This window comes from Billgrantia antri (assembly GCF_017868935.1).
GTDB lineage: Bacteria > Pseudomonadota > Gammaproteobacteria > Pseudomonadales > Halomonadaceae > Halomonas > Halomonas antri.
Window position 1 is genome coordinate 785,227 of the sequence record NZ_CP053383.1, and the last position, 17,619, is coordinate 802,845.

Here is a 17,619-nt window from a genome sequence, read left to right on the forward strand (position 1 = left end):
AGCCCAGTACTCTTGGACACGGCATGAGTAAGCACATGCCTTCCCATTGCGTTCGCTATGGTTTGCCCCCAGATGAGATAGAGCGCATCGCACCCAAGGAGACTCCCCATGAGCGGCACCCTCTATCGCCTTGCTGCCTTCACCAACGACCCGAGTGGCGGCAACCCTGCCGGGGTTTGGTTGGGCGAGGCGTTGCCCGAGCCGTCGGAGATGCAACGCATCGCCGCCGAGGTGGGCTATTCCGAAACCGCCTTCATCGCGCCGGCCGAGGGCAAGCGGCGCATTGTGCGCTATTACAGCCCCGAGGCGGAAGTGAGCTTCTGCGGCCATGCCACGGTGGCTAGCGGCGTGCAGTTGGGCCGGCTGAGCGGGGCGGGCACCTACATGCTCGATACGGCAGTGGGCGAGGTGATGGTCACCGTCAACCAGGTGGAAGGGGAGTGGCAGGCCTCGCTGGTGTCGGTCACGCCGGAGTATCGCCCCGCCGAGCCGGCGTTGGTCGAGGAAATACGCGGGCTGCTCGGCTGGCAAGCGGACGAACTCGACCTCGAGATTCCACCCGCGCTGGCCTATGCCGGGGCCTGGCACCTGGTGCTGGCGTGCAAGACGCAGCAATGCCTCGAGCGGCTCGAGTACGACTTCGAGCGGCTCAAGGCACTGATGCTGCGTGAGGGGCTGACCACGCTGCAGCTGGTGTGGCGCGAGAGCGAAGACCGTTTCCACGCCCGCGACCCGTTCCCGGTGGGCGGCGTGGTGGAGGACCCCGCCACCGGCGCGGCAGCAGCGGCGCTGGGTGGCTACCTGCGCGACGCGGGCCTGCTCCAGGCGCCCGCCCAGTTGACGGTCCGGCAGGGCGAGGCAATGGGCCGGCCCAGCCGCCTGCAGGTGGACATTCCGCTGTCGGGCGGCATCGTCGTCACCGGGCAGGCGGTGTCGCTGGACGCTTGAGCCGCGCCTAGGTGGGCTGGTAGCTGCCGGCGTCTGCAGCGAAGCTGATCGACAGGCGATTCCAGGCGTTGATGGTGCAGATCGCCAGGGTGAGGTCGGTCAGCCCTTTCTCCGAGAAGTGCTCGCGGGTGGCTTCGTACAGCGAATCTTCTATGCCGTTCTGACTGGCGAGCAGGGTGTTGGCTTCGGCCCAGGCCAGGGCGGCGCGCTCGCGCTCGGTGTAGAAGGGCGTTTCGCGCCAGGCGCTCAGGGCGTACAGCCGCTGTTCGGTCTCGCCGGCCTTGCGGGCATCCTTGGTATGCATGTCGATGCAGTAGGCGCAGCCGTTGATCTGCGAGACGCGGGTATAGACCAGGGCCAGCAGGCCGTTACCCAGTTCACCCTCTTGTGCCGCCTTGTGAACGTGCTGCTGCAGATCCAGCATGGCCTTGAGACCGGCGGGGCTGGCGGAGAAGTAGTTCATGCGCATGGCTGGGGCTCCGTAAGTGAATGGAGCCCCAGCCTAGCTTGGCCGCTAGCGGCAGAATTGTAGATTTTCGACCTGCCGGATCAGTGCAGCTTCATGCGCGGGCGGATGAAGCGGTTGAGCCCGTCAGAGAGCAGGATGAGCGCTGTCTTCGAGGTGCCGTGAATGGCACGCTGGTGCATGCGGTATAGCGAGGCGTAGAAGAACTTGGCCAGGCGCCCCTCGATGAACAGGCTGCGTGCCGAAGCCCCGCGCATCAAGCTGCCGATTGCCTCGAAGTGGGCCAGCGAGATGAGCGAACCGCGGTCGCGATAGCGAAACGGCTTGAGCGTGCCGTTCTCGAGCCTGGCGAGCAGGTTCTTGTAGAGCCGCTGCGCCTGCTGGTGGGCGGCCTGCGCTCGCGGTGGCACCATGGAACCGTCCGGCTGCGGGCAGCTGGCGCAGTCGCCAAAGACGAAGATGTTGGGGTCGTCGACGCTCTGTAGCGTCGGCTCGACCTTGATGCGCTGGTTGCGGTCCAGCGTCAGCCCCAATGTGCGTAGTACCTCGGGCGCCTTGATGCCCGCGGCCCACACGTTGAGATCCGTCTCGATGCGTTGATCATCGGCAGTGACGATGGCACCTTCCTCGACGCACACCACTCGCGTGCCGGTATGTACCTGCACGCCCAGGCGTTCCAGCTCGGTGCGCACGGCGCCGCGAATGCGCTCGGGCAGCGCCGGCAGCACATTCGGTGCCGCCTCGATCAAGTGAACTTCCAGGTTGCCGCTGTCCATCTCGGTGAAGCCGTAGCTGTGCAACATGCGCGAGGCGTCATAGAGTTCCGCGGCCAGCTCCACCCCAGTGGCGCCAGCGCCGACGATGCCGACGCTGAGCCGTGGATGATGACGCCGCTCGGGGTCGCTGTAGCGCAGGAAGGTATTGAGCATGTCGCGGCGGAAGGCTTCGGCCTGGGCCGGGCTGTCGAGAAAGTGACAGTGCTCGGAGACCCCCGGTGTGCCGAAGTCGTTACTCACGCTGCCCAGGGCCAGCACCAGCATGTCATAGTCCAGGGTGCGAGCCGGCAACACTTCCTGGCCGTGGTCGTCGAGTACCGGGGCGAGGCTCAACTGGCGAGCATCGCGATCGAGGGCCTGGAGAGTGCCGCGCTGGAAACGATAGCCATGGAGCTGGGCATGGCTCTGGTAGGAGATCTCGTCGATACTGGAATCCAGCGCTCCGGTGGCGACCTCATGCAGCAGCGGTTTCCAGATGTGGGTCGTATTGCGATCTATCAGGGTGATGTCGGCCTTGCCGCGTCGTCCCAGGCGCCGCCCGAGGCGGGTGACCAGCTCCAGCCCGCCGGCACCGCCGCCGACGACCACGATTCGCGTTTTGTCCATGTATGGCTCCGTTTAGATGAATGTGTAATTGAGAAATGGGTGCCCCTACTGTAACGCTAGAATTCGAAAATCGTTGTACTTTTTCCTGTTTGCTTAACCGTGGGTGGCCTAACCCTTCACTAAAGGGGACGAGCATGAGTGGCGTTACCCAGCCTGCTCTGGAAGGCTGCACCGGCATTGCAAATTTCCGACCTGTCGAGCGGGCATCCTACGCTGGCCTGATGCTCACGAAATTCCTGCCTTCAACGCCGCTGCGCCCTTTTGTGCAGTGTTTCTGGCGGGCCACGGGGCGAGCTGGCGAGGATGCTGGTGGTATAGAACTGCTGCATCCGGATGGTGCCACGGGGCTGCTGTTCAACTTTGGTGCTGCGCTCGAACGAGATGGCGAACGGGTGCAGGGAGGTTGCTGGATCGACTCTCCAAAGCGGCGCACTGCACGCCTGAAGGTAGGGCAAGAGCTCGATCTGCTCGGCGTACGCTTCTTGCCGGGTATGGGCTTTCCGTTCGTCGGCGAGGCGCTGTCGGTTCTGGCGGGTGGAGACATGCTGCCGGGAGACGCCCTGCGCCGGCTCGAGCTCGAGACGCTGCATGATCGACTGGGTCAGGAAGCCAACCTGTCAGCACGCCTGACAATACTGGAAGAGTACCTGCTGGACAGGCTGCGCCATGGAGAACGAGCGCCCTCGGCACTGCCCGTGGCGCTTGAGTGGTTACGGCAATGCCACGGCCAAGGCAGCATCACGGCGCTGGTTGACGAGCTGCCGTTCGGCCAGCGCCGCCTGGAACGGTTGTTCCAGCGGCATATGGGGCTCTCACCCAAGCACTATGCTCGACTGCTGCGCGTCGCGCACAGTCGCGAGCTGATCAAGCAGGGCGGGGCAGCCAGCTCCCTGACCGATACCGCCTTCGCCGCCGGCTACTTCGACCAGGCGCACTTCATCCACGACTTCAAGGCCGTCACCGGCTTTACCCCGGGTGGCTATCTCGACTACGCGCGGCGGCGTTATGGTGCCTCTTCTTGACGCCTCGATCCTCGAGGTATAGGTTCTCAGCCATGACTAAAGCGAAATCCGAACCGGCCGCCGGCCGCCGGATCCCCGACTACAGCGACCCTTCCTACTGGCGCGGCACGATCAAGATGTCGCTGTCGAAGTTCTTCGTGCTCAGCGTGCTGCACCGCAAGCCGATGCATGGCTATGAGGTGGTGCAAGCGGTGGAGAAGAGCACCAAGGGCTGCTGCAGCCCGTCAGAGGGCACGGTCTATCCGATGCTCAACGAATTCGAAGCGGGTGGCTACCTGAGTTCGAGCGCCGAGGTGGTGCAGGGGCGCTCGCGCAAGGTCTATGCGCTGACGGAAAAGGGACGGGCGGCCTTTCAGGTGGCGGTGGATGCCTGGTTGGAGGCCACGGACTGCATCCTCGAGAGCCGCCGCATGGCGGGCGGTGCGACGGTAAATCGGGTGAACCAGGAGGGGCGGGAAGGATGAGTGCGGAACGTTTTTTTAGGTCTGGATGCCTCGTTGATCGAGGTATTCGATGAACGGTCGCACTCGCGTGGTCATTGCCCTGGGCGTCTCCCAAACCCTGGCCTGGGGCTCGACCTACTATCTTCCGGCTATTCTCGCCGTGCCCATGGCGCGAGACCTGGGATTATCCACGGGTACGGTGTTTGCGGCGTTCTCCTCGGCGCTGGTGGTGTCGGCGCTTCTGGGGCCGGCGGTGGGTCGTCGCATCGATCGCTTCGGCGGGCGCGACGTGTTGACGGTATCGAGTCTGGTATTCGCCCTGGGCCTGGTGCTGCTGGGGCTGGCCGCTGGACCCATGATGCTGTGGGCGGGATGGCTGGTGATCGGTGTCGGCATGGGCATGGGGCTGTACGAATCGGCTTTCTCCACCCTGGCGGGGCTCTACGGCCGCGAGGCGCGTGGCCCCATTACCGGCATTACCCTGCTGGCGGGCTTTGCCAGTACCGTGTGCTGGCCGATCACCGGCTGGCTCAACGTCGAGTTCGGCTGGCAGAACGCCTGCGTTACCTGGGCGGCGGTGCACCTGCTGCTGGGCCTCCCGCTCAACCGTCTGTTGATTCCATTCGGAACTCAGCCGCCCATGACCCATGCCGAGGCGGCAACGGCCGAGGCGAATTCGACCTGGCTGCCCATGGCGCTGCTGGCCTTCGTCTTCGCCGTGACCTGGTTCGTCAGCACCGCCATGGCGGCGCATCTGCCATGGCTGCTGCAGATCGCGGGCCTGACACCGGCCGGGGCCATCGCCGCCGCGGCTTTGGTAGGGCCGGCCCAGGTGGCGGCGCGACTGCTCGAATTCTCGCTATTGAAGCGCTTTCATCCGCTGCTCTCGGCAAAGCTGGCGGTGGTGGCGCATCCCATCGGCGCACTCGGCGTGATGACGCTGGGAGCACCGTTGGCCACGCTGTTCGTGCTGCTGCACGGTGGCGGCAACGGCATTCTCACCATCGCCAAGGGCACGCTGCCCTTGGCAACCTTTGGTCCTCACGGCTATGGCCTGCGCCAGGGCGTTCTGATGGTGCCGGCACGCTTCGGCCAGGCGCTGGCGCCGCTGGCCTTCGCCCTGTTGATCGAGCGCTTCGGCACCCAGGCGCTGCTTTTCTCGTCCGTTTTGGGGCTGGCTGCCCTGGTGGCGCTGCTCTTCCTGCAAACCCACGCCATGAAGGAGGCGACATGAGGCTTCGCACGCTTACCGACCCTGACAACCTGCCGGCCCTCGATGAGCGCTTCGCTCTTCGGCAGCCCGGCCAGGGCTTGCCCGATCCGCTGGGCCATCCGCCGCGTATCCTGTTGCTCTATGGCTCGCTGCGCGAACGCTCCTATTCGCGCCTGGCAGTAGAGGAGGCGGCGCGGCTGCTGCGTTACTTCGGCGCCGAGACGCGAATCTTCGACCCTTCCGACCTCCCGCTGCCGGACCAGGTGCCAGGCGACGATCACCCGGCGGTAAGGGAGCTGCGCGAGCTGGCCATCTGGTCCGAGGGCCAGGTGTGGTGCAGCCCCGAGCGCCACGGCCAGATCACCGGCGTGATGAAGACTCAGATCGATCACTTGCCGCTGAGCATGGGCGCGGTGCGGCCCACCCAGGGGCGTACCCTGGCGGTGATGCAGGTCAGCGGCGGCTCCCAGTCATTCAATGCGGTGAACACCCTGCGCCTGCTCGGGCGCTGGATGCGCATGTTCACCATCCCCAACCAGTCCAGCGTGCCCAAGGCGTACCAGGAGTTCGATGAGGCCGGGCGCATGCGACCCTCGCCGCTCTACGACCGCATTGCCGACGTGATGGAGGAGCTGGTGCGCTTCACCCTGCTGCTGCGGCCCCACGCTGAAGCACTGGTGGACCGCTACTCGGAGCGCCGCGAGGCGGCCGGCGCCAAGGCCGACCCGGTGACAGACAAGGCTGCGGTTGCGCAAACTTCGCAGTAGAGGGCTGCCCGCTTCGATGAGCTTATTGCCAGGAGATTGACCTACCTTCAAGGCAAGAGCGGCCAGGAGGCCGTGAAATCATCGAAAGGAGGCAACCATGTCCCCACCTGCAATGAGTGAAACCGTTGTTGTCATCACCGGTGCTTCCAGCGGCATCGGCCGTGCCACGGCGCATGAATTTGCTCGCCAGGGTGCGCCCCTGGTCCTGGCGGCCCGGGACAGGACGGCGCTGCATGACGTCGCCGAGGAGTGCCATCGGTTCGGCGGGCAGGCCAGGTTCATCGTCGCCGACGTTACCAAGCCTGAAGACATGCAACGACTTGCCCAGAGTGCGATAGAGGCAGCGGGCAGGATCGACGTGTGGGTCAACAATGCGGGTGTCGGTGCGCTCGGGGCTTTCGAGGAGATCCCCGTTGAAGACCACGCACGCGTCATCCAGACGGACCTTGTCGGCCAGATCAACGGTGCTTATGCGGTGCTGCCTCATTTCAAGCAGCGAGGCCGCGGCATTCTGATCAACAATATTTCCCTCGGCGGCTGGACGCCCCAGCCCTACGCCGCCTCATACAGTGCGGCAAAGTTTGGCCTGCGCGCCTTTGCCGAAAGCCTGCAGGGGGAGTTGCATCATTGGTCGGATATCCATGTGTGCAATGTCTATCCCGCCGTGATGGATACCCCCGGGTTTCGTGACGGAAGCAATTACACGGGCCGTGCCGTCAAGCCCGTACCGCCCGTCTACGATCCTCGTCGTACTGCTCGCACCATCGTCAAGCTGGCTCGGTATCCGCAGCCGACGGCCTACGTGGGGCTACCCGCTATGCTGGCCCGCCTCGCCCATGGTATGCCGGGCTACCCGGGGCTCAATGCCAGTCTGGTCGATTTCGCCATGAGGCGAGCCCGACCCATGGCGAAGTCATCGGGCAACTTGCATGCGCCGCCAAGTGGAGAGCGGCGCATCGATGGTGGTTTCCGTGCTACCGATACGCGCCGCAAGGCGGTCATGGCAGCGAGTCTTGCAGGGGTGCTGGCGGGCTTTTATCTGTCGCGCCGCCGCAGGTTGCATCAGGACTGATGGTCGAGGCGCTCGCCAATCATCAGCGTTTTCAACTGTTCTTTACCACTCGCTCGACCGGATCCCTAAGGCCGAGCGAGTGGTAATGGCCATCAAGCAGGCTGAGGCTGATGCTTTGCGGTGACTTCGCTGTGCAGGCGCTCGACCAGCCGGTCGATGCGCTCCAGAGCGCTTTGGGTCGAGGCCGCCAAGGCATCGCCGCCTTCCTCCTGATGCTCGATGGCGATGTCGTGAAAGCCGCCGATGCCGATGAACTGCAGGGCGGTACGCACGCCCGGTTCCAAGTGGTTGAAGGCGGCCAGGGGCCCCTGACGATCGAAGCCGAAACCACCCCGGGAGGAGAGCAGCACCGCGTGCCGGGGGCGGTCTGCCAGCAGAGGCAAGTAGTGCTCCAGTGGCACGTAGGGATGGGCGCCATACTGCATGTCGAAGTCCACCGTTCGACCGATGCGAGTGATATTGTCGATCCAGGCCTTGAAGGCGGCCGGCATGCCGAAGTTGTACATGGGTACGCCCAGCACAAGGATATCGGCTGCTTTGACTTCATCAATCAGCGCATCGCTTTCGGCTAGTACCGCCCGCATTGAATCCGTCTTTTTCTCGGTTGGGGTGAATTCCGCCTCGATCCATTTCACGCTGGTCAGAGTCGGCGGGTTGACGCCGATGTCGCGATAGACGATCTCGACACCCGGCTCCAAGGCCCTCCAACGGGAAACGAAGTGATGAGTCAGCCGACGGGAGTGCGAGCCGTGTTTGTGTGTGCCGGCATGGCCGGGACGTGGGCTGGCATCAAGGTGAAGTAAACGCGTCATGGGTTTTCTCCGTCACTGGGTGTAGGATTCTTTGAATGAATTGTTTTCAGCCTTGTTTGTGGCTCGTTTCATATAAGCCTGAAGACAAGTAGGGCGACAAACGACGATTCTTTTTTGATTTCGGAAAATTAAACTCAGCCATGAAGCCGCGACGACTCCCTTCGCTCTCCGCCCTGCGCGCCTTCGAGGCGGCGGCGCGCCACCTCAGCGCCAAGCGGGCCGCCGAGGAGCTGTCGGTCACGCCGACGGCGATCAGTCATCAGATCCGTCAGCTCGAGGAGAGCCTGGGCGTGGCCCTGTTCGTGCGGCGGCCGCGGCAGCTGGTGCTGACGACTCAGGGCCAAGCGCTGCTCACCGTGCTGAGCGACGCCTTCGACGCCATCGCCGAGACGGTGACCAAGCTGCGCCGTCCGCCGACGCGACAGGCGGTGACGCTTTCCACCACACCGGCCGTGGCCGCGCGCTGGCTGCTGCCCTGGGTTTGCCTGCTGCGCGATGCCCACCCGCAGATCGACCTGAGCATTCAGGTCTCACACAAAGCGGTCGCCCTGGACGGCGTCGTCGCCGACATGGCGATTCGCTATGGCGAGGGCCCCTGGCCCGGGCTGTTCGCGGAGAATCTGTTCGACAATGTCTTCGTGCCCGTGTGCAGCCCCGTGCTGAAGCTGCGTGAACCGGCCGAACTGGTGCGCCATACGCTGCTGCACTTCTCTTCACCCGCGCCGTTGGACTGGGCGGCCTGGCAGCGCCAAGTGCAGGTGCCGGGGCTCGACGTCAGCGCCGGACTGATGTTCTCCGACGAGACCCATGGCATCGCCGCTGCCCTGGACGGCCAGGGCATAGCCCTGATGAGCCGGTATCTGGTCGAGGAGGAGCTGCGTCAGGGGCGCCTGGTTCAGCCATTCGGCCCCGAGGTGAAGGCCGCTCCCTTCCAGCTCGTCTACCCACCTGAGCGGCTCGAGGAGCCGGCCATTGCCGCCGTGCGCGAGTGGATCGTCGGGCTGCTGGATCCCCAAGCCAGAGAGAGCGCCTGCCGTTCTATCGTCGAGCGCCACTCATAACGTCAACCGTGCCAGCTTGTCGGGATTGCGCACGATGAAGATATCAGTGGCCTGGCCTGCCAAGTCGTAGCTGAAGGTGACCGTCGCGACGACATTTCCCTCTCTGTGCATCATGAAACCGCAGCCCCCGTTGATGTCGGCCTCGCGCCACTGGTAGTCGGCCCAGTACTGGCTCAGCCGGCCGGCCAGGAAGCCGAGTACCGCTGTCTGGCCGTGCAGCGGTTCGAGCAGGGTGGGCACCTTGCCGCCGCCGTCGGCGCTGAGGCGAACCTCGGCCGAGAGTAGGTTGGCGAGGCGCGCCGTGGCGCCCTCGGTGATGGCGAGCCTGAACGCTTCCAGCAGCGCCTGCTGGCGTTCCCGCGGTGGAGCGTGCCTTTGCTCGGTCGCTTGCAGGTTGCTCCGCGCCCGCGACACCAGCTTGCGGCAGGCTGGTTCCTTGAGTTCGAGCATGGCGGCGATCTCGGCGTAGGACGTGTCGAAGATCTCATGCAGCAGGTAGGCTGCTCGCTCCTTGGGCGAGAGGCGTTCCAACAGCAGCAGGAAGGCGGTGGAGAGCGAGTCGGCCAGCTGCATGCTGCGTTCCGCATCGGATACGGCAGCGGTCGGGATGGGCTCGGGCAGCCAGGCACCGACGTAGTCGACCCTGGCCCGGTGTGTATTGCCCAGCAGATCGAGGCAGCGTCGCGTGCAGGCCGTGGTCAGCCAGGCGTGGGGTGTATCGATAGCCTCACGATCCGCTGCCTGCCACTTGAGAAAGGTGTCCTGCGCCACATCCTCGGCGTCGGCTTGCGAGCCGAGGATGCAATAGGCCAGCCCCAGCAGCATCGGGCGGGCCTCCTCGAAGTGAAGCAGGTCGGCAGCAGGCATCAGGCAGACTCGGTTTTCGTGGCTGTCAGGTGCTTGGCCCAGGCCACCGTGGCGGCGTGAATCTCGGGCGGATGAGCCAGCAGGGGCGTGACCGCGGCGACATAGGCTTCGTATGCCGGCCCCAGCATGAAGGCCTGCGGATCCGCGCCTTCGGCATAGCGCTGGAAGACGCGGATCGTGTCGGGATCGCTGTCATCGTAGCAGTAGAAATAGGCATCGTGGATCTTGCGCGACTCGATGCTGGGCGCCAGGTGGGTCTCCCAGGCGCGCCGCACCGCGTCGCGCTTGCCGGGCAGTGCCTTGTGGGTGATGAAAAGTGTGCTCTGGCTCATGTGTCGCTCCTGGTTGGTTGGCAGTTAAGGCCGAGTGGCCGTCACTGACATGACGATTCAGGAGGGAGTCGTGTGACATCGGTACCCAAGTGCAGGTCAACGCATCGTTTCATCTGGCTCCGGATGGAGAGGCAGCAAGCGGCCATGCTCGCGGTATAGCCCGATGTCGCGCAGCATTCGCGGGTCGCACTCTCTCAATTCGGCATGGTCCCGATAGCTGGCAATTCTTCGTTGGCCTCGCTTTCGCCATATGGTGAGCTTGCGCAGATCCATTTTGTCATCTCTCCGAAAGTGGTATCTGCCAATTTCCCGCTACGATTCAATGGGTACACTCCGTTTGTTGCTATTAAAGATACTCGCAGGCTTCCGCTTAGGCCCCTTTCAAGGGCACCTCGGGCGATATACCCAAACCTTTGGCTGCAACAGGTGAACTCAGTTTAGCCGTTCTGATTGTGAGTATTCTTCAGACAAGCTGTGCCCATAAAAGCTGGCTCCTTCCGCTTATCTGCGAACATCGAAATGCCGAGTGCAACAATTGCCAGAAATGCGGCGACAAGACTAACGTATTGAGGACCTATCCACCCGATCCCGATAGCGCCGACGATTCCCGACATGGCAATGGCAAGATAAAGGACTGCTTGGTTCAGCGAGATCAGTACCGCGGCAGCATCGGGCCGCAGGGACATAAGACGATGCTGCTGCGGCGTAGTGATAGCGAAGGCTGCCACCGCATAGAAGGCGATAATTGCCACGGCGATACCGAAGTGAGCGGTCATCCACGGCAGAACAACGGTGCTGACCGCCAACCATACCAATGCAATTGCAACGACTCTTGCGCCGCCGATCCTGTCAGCCAAGAGACCGGCACCAAAATTACCGGCGGCACCGATCACACCCAGTGTGACCATAAGCGCTGCCAATGCCACACTGCTTTCCGCCGTCGCCGGTGCAAAGATGATGCCGACATAGGTATAGGGGATAAAAACGGCCGTGAAACCAACTAAAGTGGTTGCCATAATCGCCAGGACCCGTTGGTCCGCGAGAGGGCGCAGGCGTTCCGCCAGTGTGCCCGGCGCTTCAACCGCCACGTGCCTCGGCACTAGGACGAGCACGCCAAGAAGACCGGGGATGGCCAGTGCAGCCGTAAACCACATCGTCATGCGCCAACCGGCTATCCCACCCAACGCGGTGCCAAGTGGCGTACCAACCGCAACAGCGGCGGTAAAGCCAGTAACGACAATGGCAATGGCGCGCCCCTGAAAATCCTTCCGCACCAGGGCGGCCGCCGTCACCGAGGCATTGGGAATAAATAGCCCCACCCCGGCCGCGGCAACGGCTTGTGCCAAAAGCACACTCAGGTAAGTCGGCGCCAGCGCCGTGCCGACTGCGCCCGCAAGATAGGTCGCGATGGCCGTAATTAGCACTGTGCGACGTTTCCAGGTTGCCGTGAGCGTGGTTAGCACCGGGGCAGCGATAGCGCAGATGATCGCAAAGACTGTGACAATCTGACCGGCCTGCATGGCCGAGATTTTGAACGCTACCATCAACAACGGCAGCATGCCGGCAAGGACAAACTCGCCCGTACCGACCGCGAAGACGCCCAGTGCCAGCACCGCGACGCGCCCCAAGTTGGACGATTCATCGCCCGCTTGCATTCTCGAGACTATTCTTTTAGCCATAACAACTCCTTGCACACACTACCAGCGCAAATCGGTAGGCGTGCGGTAACACAGATATAAGCAGTAAAAAAATACTCTGATAAGATTGAAATCTGCCGTTCCGTAGGGTTTAACGTGTCATTGGTCACCGTCAATAAAGAGCCCAACCAGAATCGCGTAATGCCATTCCTGCTTGAAACGGTAAAGACATGAGTGCCGCATGCTTGGCATGAGCCTGGCTCAGCTATGTTCGTACTGAGTTTTCGTCTCGACCATGGCGTGGTTCATTCCATGTCACCACGATAAACGACATGGATTTTGTTTCCGTCCAAGTCGCGGAAATAGGCTCCGTAATAACCGGTACCATAGTGCATACGTTCACCAGGCGCGCCTTCATCCTTGGCTCCCGCCACCAACGCGACATTATACGCCGCATCTACAACTTTCCGCGAAGACGCAGAGAATGCCACCATATTGCCGTTGCCGGGGGTGGCGGGTTTTCCATCAAAAGGAATATAAACGTAAAAACGAGGCAGCGACTTTCCTGCAGGAACCCAGCATGCAGAAGCTGGTCCGCCGTCTGGGGAAACCGGTCGACGCTCAAAGCCTAGCTCACTAAAAACCGAATCGTAGAAATCAGTGGCTTTCTCTAGATTCGAGCAGCCGAATGTTACGTGGCTGTACATATATTTAACCCTCCACTTCTCTTTCATCCGTCGACGAGTTTTAGCCCCGCCACACCAGTAACGATCAAGGCAAGACACAGTAATCGAAGCGGGTTTTGGCTCTCTCCGAGTGACGCGATGCCCAAGAGAGCCACGCCAACCGTTCCGATTCCTACCCATATCGCATAGGCCGTGCCGATGGGTAGGCTTTTGAGGGCGAGGGATAGCATGAAGAAGCTGGCGCCTGCGGCAAGGATGGCTATCAGGCTCGGCCATATCCGCGAGAATCCCTGGCTTGCATTGAGTGACATGGCCCATACGATCTCCAAAAGGCTTGCCCCCAGCAACAGTATCCATGGCATGAATGCCTGACTCCTCTCATCTTGGTCGCGACATGTGAGCATGGCGGGACCGCGGGCAATGAACAATATTACTCATGGCGATCAAGCGGCGTAGCCACCATCAACGCAGATAGCCGTACCTGTTGTGTTGTTTCCGCTTTCGCCAGCCAGGTAGGCGACAGCGGCTGCGATATCTTCGCCTCGCCCATATTGCCCGAGCGCAGTCCAGGCCTTTTCTTCCTCGGCACCGGGAGCATTAGCTGGGTTCATGTCGGTATCCGTTGGCCCAGGATGAACGATGTTTACTGTGATTCCGAGCGGCCCCAAGTCGCGAGCCAGTCCTTTCGTTAAACCGGTCAAAGCTGATTTGCTCATTGCGTAAAGGCTGATGCCGGGGACTGGTACTCGCTCGACAAAGCAACTGCCGATGCTAATGATGCGCCCACCTGCTCCCATATGGGGAATGGCGGCTTGTGCTGATACGAAAGCGGCCCGCGTATGTACAGCCAAGGTTCGATCGATGTCTTCGATTGTGAAGCTTTCTGGCTTGCCATAGGGGAAGACGCCCGCATTGTTGACCACGATATCAAGTCGGCCGAAGGTATTGGCCGTTTCATTAATTGCGCTTATGAGGGCATTCGGATCGGCGCTGTCGCTCTGGATCGCTATCGCCCGGCCGCCATTGCGCTTTACTTCATCTACCAGAGCTTGAGCACTTTCTGAATTTTCCCGGTAGGTGAAGGCGATGGCTGCGCCGTCCTCTACCAGTTGCTTGACGATGGCCGCGCCGATACCTCGGCTACCACCAGTGACGAAGGCAACTTTATCCCGTAGAGCTTGCATCGCATGACTCCTTATTTATACCGAAAGGTAAAAAAAGGGTATTTGCCACCTGGGGCTTTATCAATTACTTTGTTTCCTGAGCGGTACAAAAATGGAGGTGCTCCATGTCGATACGAGGCAGGCCCAGGACATTCGATCCCGACCTTGCGCTCAGGAGTGCCATGAACCTCTTCTGGGAACGCGGGTACGAAGGGGCCACGCTTACCGACCTCGCTGCTGTGATGGGGATCAACAAACCCAGCCTCTACGCTGCATTCGACTCCAAGGAGTCGCTGTTTCGCCAAGCCGTATCTCTCTACGACAAGAGGGAAGGCAGGGAAATCGAGCAGGCGTTGCATGCCGAGCCCAAAGTACGAGACGCCATCGCTAAGTTCCTGCAGCTCAACGTGGAGTCCTATACCGATCCAGACAATCCAAGCGGCTGCATGATCGTGCTGGCAGCGTTGATTGGCTCACCTGAGAATGCCAGTACTCGCGAATATCTCGCGGTACAACGGGCAGAAACTCGCAATGTGCTTCGTCAGCGTTTGGAGCGTGCAGTGGCGGAAGGCGAACTGACCGAGGAAACGGACTGCAGCGTCATCGCAGCTTTCTACACTACTGTATTGCAGGGACTCTCGATTCAAGCGCGGGATGGTGCAAGCCTTGCGCAACTTGAGGACATCGTTAAGGCGGCAATGGCAGGCTGGGAATCATTGACCTCCAAACCGACAGTATATTACGAGGCGCAGCGCACCCGGGCGACCTGAGCCGGTATCGTATCGGCGTGGCCAGTGGCACCCTGCATGAAGGGGCTTTCTTCCCGCTCGCCTAAAAAGGCTCATATTGGTGGCGCCTGGATGGCCATCAATACCCTCTGAACATGCTGCTTGACTTCGATTCATTGCCGTTGCCCAGGCATCCTGCGTACCGGCGCCGCCCGGCGCCCAAGATCCGTGCTTGCGTAGATCTCATGGCCGAGCAGCTAGGTGCCGAGATGGCCAGGCGCTAGGCGGCGGCCTGCTGTTCCTTGTCATAGTTGATCATCCAGGCGACGCCGAACCGGTCTACCAACATGCCGAAGCGGTGTGCCCAGAAGGTCTCCTCGAGCGGCATCTGTACGGTGCCGTTGTCGGCCAGCGCGTTGAAAAGCCGCTCGGCCTCCTGCACCGAGTCGACGCCGATCGCAATGCTCGCCCCCTTGATACCTTCGTAGGGTGCAGGGCTGCAGGGAGAGTTATCCGACGCCATCAGCAACTGATCGCCGATGCGTAGCCGGGCGTGCATGATCTGGTTGCGTGCTTCCTCGGGTATTTCCATGCCCTCGCTGGCGGGCATTTCGCCGTAGGCGGCCATGGCCTCGAGCTTGGCGTCGAAGCAGCGCTGATAGAACTCGAAGGCCTCGCGGCAGTTGCCGTCGAACATCAGGTAGGTGGAAAGCTGCATGGTGGGTCTCCAGGAGAGTTATTTGTTGGTGATACTCCCTTCGTCGATTCAACGTAGACGATTTCGACACCCATCCATTTATTTTCTTGCTGCCAACCGTTGCAAGCGGGCGGCCTGCGCCGAGAGGGCATCGCACAACTCGGGCGGTTCGAGGATCTCGAAGTCGTAGGGCTGTCGAGCAAGCTGGCGTGCGAACCAAGCCAGGCTGTCGGTGTGGGCATGCAGCATCACGCCGTTCCCGTCGGGCGTGAAAACGCCGATGTTGCGTCCGAGTTCCTCGACGGCCTTGGCCAGGTCGGTGTGCAAGCGCACGCGCACAGCGGTTGCACGGGGCAGGCTGGCGATGCCGCTGGCCAAGTGTTCGGCCGGGTCGAAGTCTGCCGGCCTTTCGAAGCTGGCCTCGAGCGGCGTGGCCTCAGTGATGCGGTCCAGGCGGAAGCTGCGCAGGTCGCGGCGCAGGTGGCACCAGCCGCTGACGTACCAGCGCCCGCCGCGGAAGACCAGGCCGTAGGGGTTGAGCACACGCCGGGTGTTCTGCTCCCGGTCGTCGCGGTAGTCGAGCCGCACGCGCTGGCGTGCCTGGGTGGCGGTGGCGAACAAGACCAGCAAGCGCTCGTCGCCCGGCGCCCTTACCGAGGGTAATTCCAGCCGGGCGCTCTCGCTCAGCGCCTGCGCCTGTTGCTTCAACCTGGCGGGCATGACCCGCTCCAGCTTGGCGCGTGCGGTTTCCAGCGCCGGCGCGGTCTCGGCGATACCTAGTCCCTGTGCAGCGAGCAGCCCCAACGAGATGGCCAGCGCCTCTTCGCTGGTGAACATCAGCGGAGGCAGCTTGAAGCCGGGCATCAGGCGATAGCCGCCATGCCGCCCGCGCTCGGTGGTCACGGGAATGCCGAGATCTTCCAAGGCTTGAATGTAGCGCCGCAGGGTTCGACGATCGACGCCCAGCCGTTCGGCCAGCTCCCGGCCGCTCAGGTGGCGGTGAGTCTGCAGCAGTTCTAGCAGCGTCAGAACGCGAACGGTGGGGTTGGTCATGCTGGAATCTTCCCTTTTTAATAGGGCGTAATCTGTCCTATTAAACCATTACCTTGCTGACAAGGCCAGACGCAGAGGGCGCTGGCTTTCCGACTCAGCAAGGAGCAAGACAATGGAACCCGTTCTCTTCTATGGCGTGCCACAAGGCTGCTCGTTCGGCTCTATCGTGGCACTCGAGTGGCTCGGCCAGCCCTACCGGATGTGCCGCATCGAAATGCTGGAACAACCCTGGGATCCGCTTTTCGCTAAGGTGAATCCCCTGTTCCAGACACCGGCGCTATTACCGGAAAACGGCGGGCCGCTTAGCGAGAGCCTGGCGATACTCCAGCATCTGGCCGCACGAGACCTGGAGACACGGCTTGGCTTCGAGCAGGGCAGCAAGGAATTTGACCGACTGAATCAAATGCTGGCCTATCTCAACACCGATTTTTTCTCGGCCTTCAATCCGCTGTGGTGGCTGTACGAAACCCAAGGGTTGAGCGGTGTGGAGCAGGAAGTGCTGCGTCGACTGGGCCGCGAGAAAGTCGCTGAGGGCTGTGCCTACCTCGATGGCCTGCTGGCCGAGCGGGAGTGGCTGCTAGGCGATGAGCGCAGCATGGCGGATGCCTATTTCGTTGGTATTGCGCGCTGGGCGGAGTATCACCGGCTGTTCGATCTTAGCCAGGAGTATCCGGACCTAGCCCGGCATCTGGCGAAGCTCAGGAGTGACCCGGCCGTGCAGTTTGCCGAGGCCATCGAACGCGGCGAGCAGCCGACGGGGCAGGGGCACTTCAAGGGGCATGTGAGCCTGCGGGAGTTGGAGCCGCGTTTGGCTACGTGACGAATAGGTATGGCCGGGGAGGGCTTGCCTCCCCGTCGTTTCCGTCCGGAATGAGTCGAGACGTGAGGGAGTGGCTGCATGGATATCCGCAGGAAAAGGTTACTATCAATTACGAATACCTGCTCAAGCACCACGGAATAGGATGTACCCTCATGCCTGATACACGACTCGATAACCCGCTTACTTTGCATTTCGGGCGGGAGGAGTTGGTGATTCGCCGCCGTTACGAGACGCTCAGCATCGCCAACGATTTCTTGATTGCCATCTGGTTCCTGGCCGGCAGTATCCTGTTTCTCTACCCCAGTATGGAAAGTGTCGCCGCATGGCTGTTCATCATCGGAAGTTTCCAGTTTCTGATTCGTCCCACCATTCGCCTGGTGAGCCATCTCCATCTGCAGCGGATGCCACCGAGCAACTGGGAGCATTGAGGGTATTTACCGGGGCGCCTCC

General features: G+C 62.0%; 21 protein-coding genes. 10 read left to right on the plus strand and 11 right to left on the minus strand.

Translation table 11 applies throughout. From position 1 onward, the window contains the following. Positions 1-108 precede the first annotated feature (108 nt). The gene (locus tag HNO53_RS03735; protein ID WP_209476370.1) at positions 109-948 is read left to right on the plus strand and encodes a PhzF family phenazine biosynthesis protein; all 840 of its coding nucleotides are present in this window, start codon (positions 109-111) and stop codon (positions 946-948) included. A gap of 7 nt (positions 949-955) precedes the next feature. On the opposite strand, the gene HNO53_RS03740 is transcribed toward HNO53_RS03735, so the two are convergent. Both HNO53_RS03740 and HNO53_RS03745 read right to left on the minus strand, forming a co-directional pair. Continuing rightward, complete coding sequence (locus HNO53_RS03740; RefSeq protein ID WP_209476372.1) at positions 956-1,417, minus strand: carboxymuconolactone decarboxylase family protein; 462 nt, start codon at positions 1,415-1,417, stop codon at positions 956-958. 80 nt (positions 1,418-1,497) lie between these two features. Further along, on the minus strand, positions 1,498-2,796 hold the full coding sequence (locus tag HNO53_RS03745; protein WP_209476374.1) for an NAD(P)/FAD-dependent oxidoreductase: 1,299 nt from the start codon (positions 2,794-2,796) through the stop codon (positions 1,498-1,500). A gap of 221 nt (positions 2,797-3,017) precedes the next feature. Between HNO53_RS03745 and HNO53_RS03750 the strand changes: the two genes are divergently transcribed. The 5 genes from HNO53_RS03750 (at position 3,018) to HNO53_RS03770 (ending at position 7,313) form a co-directional block, all read left to right on the plus strand. Then, a complete protein-coding gene (locus tag HNO53_RS03750; protein WP_209476376.1) occupies positions 3,018-3,818 on the plus strand; it encodes a helix-turn-helix transcriptional regulator in 801 nt (266 codons plus the stop codon). A gap of 32 nt (positions 3,819-3,850) precedes the next feature. Beyond that, on the plus strand, positions 3,851-4,282 hold the full coding sequence (locus HNO53_RS03755; RefSeq protein ID WP_209476378.1) for a PadR family transcriptional regulator: 432 nt from the start codon (positions 3,851-3,853) through the stop codon (positions 4,280-4,282). A gap of 49 nt (positions 4,283-4,331) precedes the next feature. After that, on the plus strand, positions 4,332-5,495 hold the full coding sequence (locus HNO53_RS03760; RefSeq protein WP_209476379.1) for an MFS transporter: 1,164 nt from the start codon (positions 4,332-4,334) through the stop codon (positions 5,493-5,495). Then, a complete protein-coding gene (gene arsH / locus HNO53_RS03765; protein WP_209476381.1) occupies positions 5,492-6,241 on the plus strand; it encodes an arsenical resistance protein ArsH in 750 nt (249 codons plus the stop codon). Before HNO53_RS03760 ends, arsH begins: the two co-directional genes overlap by 4 nt. A gap of 97 nt (positions 6,242-6,338) precedes the next feature. Further along, positions 6,339-7,313, plus strand: a complete 975-nt coding sequence (locus HNO53_RS03770) for an SDR family oxidoreductase (RefSeq protein WP_242597530.1) — start codon at positions 6,339-6,341, stop codon at positions 7,311-7,313. A gap of 92 nt (positions 7,314-7,405) precedes the next feature. Here the strand turns inward: HNO53_RS03770 and HNO53_RS03775 are convergent, their stop codons facing one another. Continuing rightward, positions 7,406-8,125 carry an FMN-dependent NADH-azoreductase gene (locus tag HNO53_RS03775; protein ID WP_209476383.1) on the minus strand — a complete coding sequence of 240 codons (720 nt, stop codon included), beginning with the start codon at positions 8,123-8,125 and terminating at the stop codon, positions 7,406-7,408. A 140-nt stretch (positions 8,126-8,265) separates the two neighbouring features. On the opposite strand from HNO53_RS03775, the gene gcvA reads away from it, so the two are divergent. Further along, entirely contained in the window at positions 8,266-9,186 is a 921-nt protein-coding gene (gene gcvA, locus HNO53_RS03780; protein ID WP_209476385.1) for a transcriptional regulator GcvA, read from the plus strand. On the opposite strand, the gene sigJ is transcribed toward gcvA, so the two are convergent. From sigJ to HNO53_RS03810, 6 genes are all read right to left on the minus strand, one after another. Further along, complete coding sequence (gene sigJ, locus HNO53_RS03785) at positions 9,181-10,053, minus strand: RNA polymerase sigma factor SigJ (protein ID WP_209476386.1); 873 nt, start codon at positions 10,051-10,053, stop codon at positions 9,181-9,183. The two genes, gcvA and sigJ, sit on opposite strands and share 6 nt — an antisense overlap. Next, positions 10,053-10,385, minus strand: coding sequence for a putative quinol monooxygenase (locus HNO53_RS03790; protein WP_209476387.1), 333 nt, complete (start codon positions 10,383-10,385; stop codon positions 10,053-10,055). The genes sigJ and HNO53_RS03790 overlap by 1 nt, the downstream gene beginning before the upstream one ends. 437 nt (positions 10,386-10,822) lie before the next feature. Next, positions 10,823-12,064 carry an MFS transporter gene (locus HNO53_RS03795; RefSeq protein WP_209476388.1) on the minus strand — a complete coding sequence of 414 codons (1,242 nt, stop codon included), beginning with the start codon at positions 12,062-12,064 and terminating at the stop codon, positions 10,823-10,825. Between the two features lie 263 nt (positions 12,065-12,327). Next, positions 12,328-12,729, minus strand: a complete 402-nt coding sequence (locus tag HNO53_RS03800) for a VOC family protein (protein ID WP_209476389.1) — start codon at positions 12,727-12,729, stop codon at positions 12,328-12,330. 23 nt (positions 12,730-12,752) lie between these two features. Beyond that, the gene (locus HNO53_RS03805; protein WP_209476390.1) at positions 12,753-13,070 is read right to left on the minus strand and encodes a DMT family transporter; all 318 of its coding nucleotides are present in this window, start codon (positions 13,068-13,070) and stop codon (positions 12,753-12,755) included. A gap of 81 nt (positions 13,071-13,151) precedes the next feature. Then, positions 13,152-13,892 carry an SDR family NAD(P)-dependent oxidoreductase gene (locus tag HNO53_RS03810; protein ID WP_209476391.1) on the minus strand — a complete coding sequence of 247 codons (741 nt, stop codon included), beginning with the start codon at positions 13,890-13,892 and terminating at the stop codon, positions 13,152-13,154. A gap of 161 nt (positions 13,893-14,053) precedes the next feature. Between HNO53_RS03810 and HNO53_RS03815 the strand changes: the two genes are divergently transcribed. Next, on the plus strand, positions 14,054-14,641 hold the full coding sequence (locus HNO53_RS03815) for a TetR/AcrR family transcriptional regulator (RefSeq protein ID WP_242597531.1): 588 nt from the start codon (positions 14,054-14,056) through the stop codon (positions 14,639-14,641). A gap of 238 nt (positions 14,642-14,879) precedes the next feature. Here HNO53_RS03815 and HNO53_RS03820 read toward each other — a convergent pair whose 3' ends face one another. Beyond that, entirely contained in the window at positions 14,880-15,317 is a 438-nt protein-coding gene (locus HNO53_RS03820; protein WP_209476394.1) for a VOC family protein, read from the minus strand. 78 nt (positions 15,318-15,395) lie between these two features. After that, positions 15,396-16,349 (minus strand): helix-turn-helix transcriptional regulator, encoded by a 954-nt coding sequence (locus HNO53_RS03825; protein ID WP_209476395.1) that lies wholly within the window; start codon positions 16,347-16,349, stop codon positions 15,396-15,398. Positions 16,350-16,461: 112 nt separating this feature from the next. On the opposite strand from HNO53_RS03825, the gene HNO53_RS03830 reads away from it, so the two are divergent. Together HNO53_RS03830 and HNO53_RS03835 are read left to right on the plus strand one after the other, a co-directional pair. Continuing rightward, positions 16,462-17,169, plus strand: coding sequence for a glutathione S-transferase family protein (locus tag HNO53_RS03830; protein WP_209476397.1), 708 nt, complete (start codon positions 16,462-16,464; stop codon positions 17,167-17,169). Positions 17,170-17,321: 152 nt separating this feature from the next. Further along, entirely contained in the window at positions 17,322-17,597 is a 276-nt protein-coding gene (locus HNO53_RS03835; RefSeq protein WP_209476399.1) for a YrhK family protein, read from the plus strand. Positions 17,598-17,619: the final 22 nt, after the last annotated feature.

Excerpts from the sequence above, each read along its gene's own strand:
- HNO53_RS03735 (WP_209476370.1), top strand. The coding sequence starts at position 109 with ATGAGCGGCACCCTCTATCGCCTTGCTGCCTTCACCAACGACCCGAGT.
- HNO53_RS03740 (WP_209476372.1), bottom strand. The coding sequence starts at position 1,417 with ATGCGCATGAACTACTTCTCCGCCAGCCCCGCCGGTCTCAAGGCCATG.
- HNO53_RS03745 (WP_209476374.1), bottom strand. The coding sequence starts at position 2,796 with ATGGACAAAACGCGAATCGTGGTCGTCGGCGGCGGTGCCGGCGGGCTG.
- HNO53_RS03750 (WP_209476376.1), top strand. The coding sequence starts at position 3,018 with ATGCTCACGAAATTCCTGCCTTCAACGCCGCTGCGCCCTTTTGTGCAG.
- HNO53_RS03755 (WP_209476378.1), top strand. The coding sequence starts at position 3,851 with ATGACTAAAGCGAAATCCGAACCGGCCGCCGGCCGCCGGATCCCCGAC.
- HNO53_RS03760 (WP_209476379.1), top strand. The coding sequence starts at position 4,332 with ATGAACGGTCGCACTCGCGTGGTCATTGCCCTGGGCGTCTCCCAAACC.
- arsH (WP_209476381.1), top strand. The coding sequence starts at position 5,492 with ATGAGGCTTCGCACGCTTACCGACCCTGACAACCTGCCGGCCCTCGAT.
- HNO53_RS03770 (WP_242597530.1), top strand. The coding sequence starts at position 6,339 with ATGTCCCCACCTGCAATGAGTGAAACCGTTGTTGTCATCACCGGTGCT.
- HNO53_RS03775 (WP_209476383.1), bottom strand. The coding sequence starts at position 8,125 with ATGACGCGTTTACTTCACCTTGATGCCAGCCCACGTCCCGGCCATGCC.
- gcvA (WP_209476385.1), top strand. The coding sequence starts at position 8,266 with ATGAAGCCGCGACGACTCCCTTCGCTCTCCGCCCTGCGCGCCTTCGAG.
- sigJ (WP_209476386.1), bottom strand. The coding sequence starts at position 10,053 with ATGCCTGCTGCCGACCTGCTTCACTTCGAGGAGGCCCGCCCGATGCTG.
- HNO53_RS03790 (WP_209476387.1), bottom strand. The coding sequence starts at position 10,385 with ATGAGCCAGAGCACACTTTTCATCACCCACAAGGCACTGCCCGGCAAG.
- HNO53_RS03795 (WP_209476388.1), bottom strand. The coding sequence starts at position 12,064 with ATGGCTAAAAGAATAGTCTCGAGAATGCAAGCGGGCGATGAATCGTCC.
- HNO53_RS03800 (WP_209476389.1), bottom strand. The coding sequence starts at position 12,729 with ATGTACAGCCACGTAACATTCGGCTGCTCGAATCTAGAGAAAGCCACT.
- HNO53_RS03805 (WP_209476390.1), bottom strand. The coding sequence starts at position 13,070 with ATGCCATGGATACTGTTGCTGGGGGCAAGCCTTTTGGAGATCGTATGG.
- HNO53_RS03810 (WP_209476391.1), bottom strand. The coding sequence starts at position 13,892 with ATGCAAGCTCTACGGGATAAAGTTGCCTTCGTCACTGGTGGTAGCCGA.
- HNO53_RS03815 (WP_242597531.1), top strand. The coding sequence starts at position 14,054 with ATGAACCTCTTCTGGGAACGCGGGTACGAAGGGGCCACGCTTACCGAC.
- HNO53_RS03820 (WP_209476394.1), bottom strand. The coding sequence starts at position 15,317 with ATGCAGCTTTCCACCTACCTGATGTTCGACGGCAACTGCCGCGAGGCC.
- HNO53_RS03825 (WP_209476395.1), bottom strand. The coding sequence starts at position 16,349 with ATGACCAACCCCACCGTTCGCGTTCTGACGCTGCTAGAACTGCTGCAG.
- HNO53_RS03830 (WP_209476397.1), top strand. The coding sequence starts at position 16,462 with ATGGAACCCGTTCTCTTCTATGGCGTGCCACAAGGCTGCTCGTTCGGC.
- HNO53_RS03835 (WP_209476399.1), top strand. The coding sequence starts at position 17,322 with ATGCCTGATACACGACTCGATAACCCGCTTACTTTGCATTTCGGGCGG.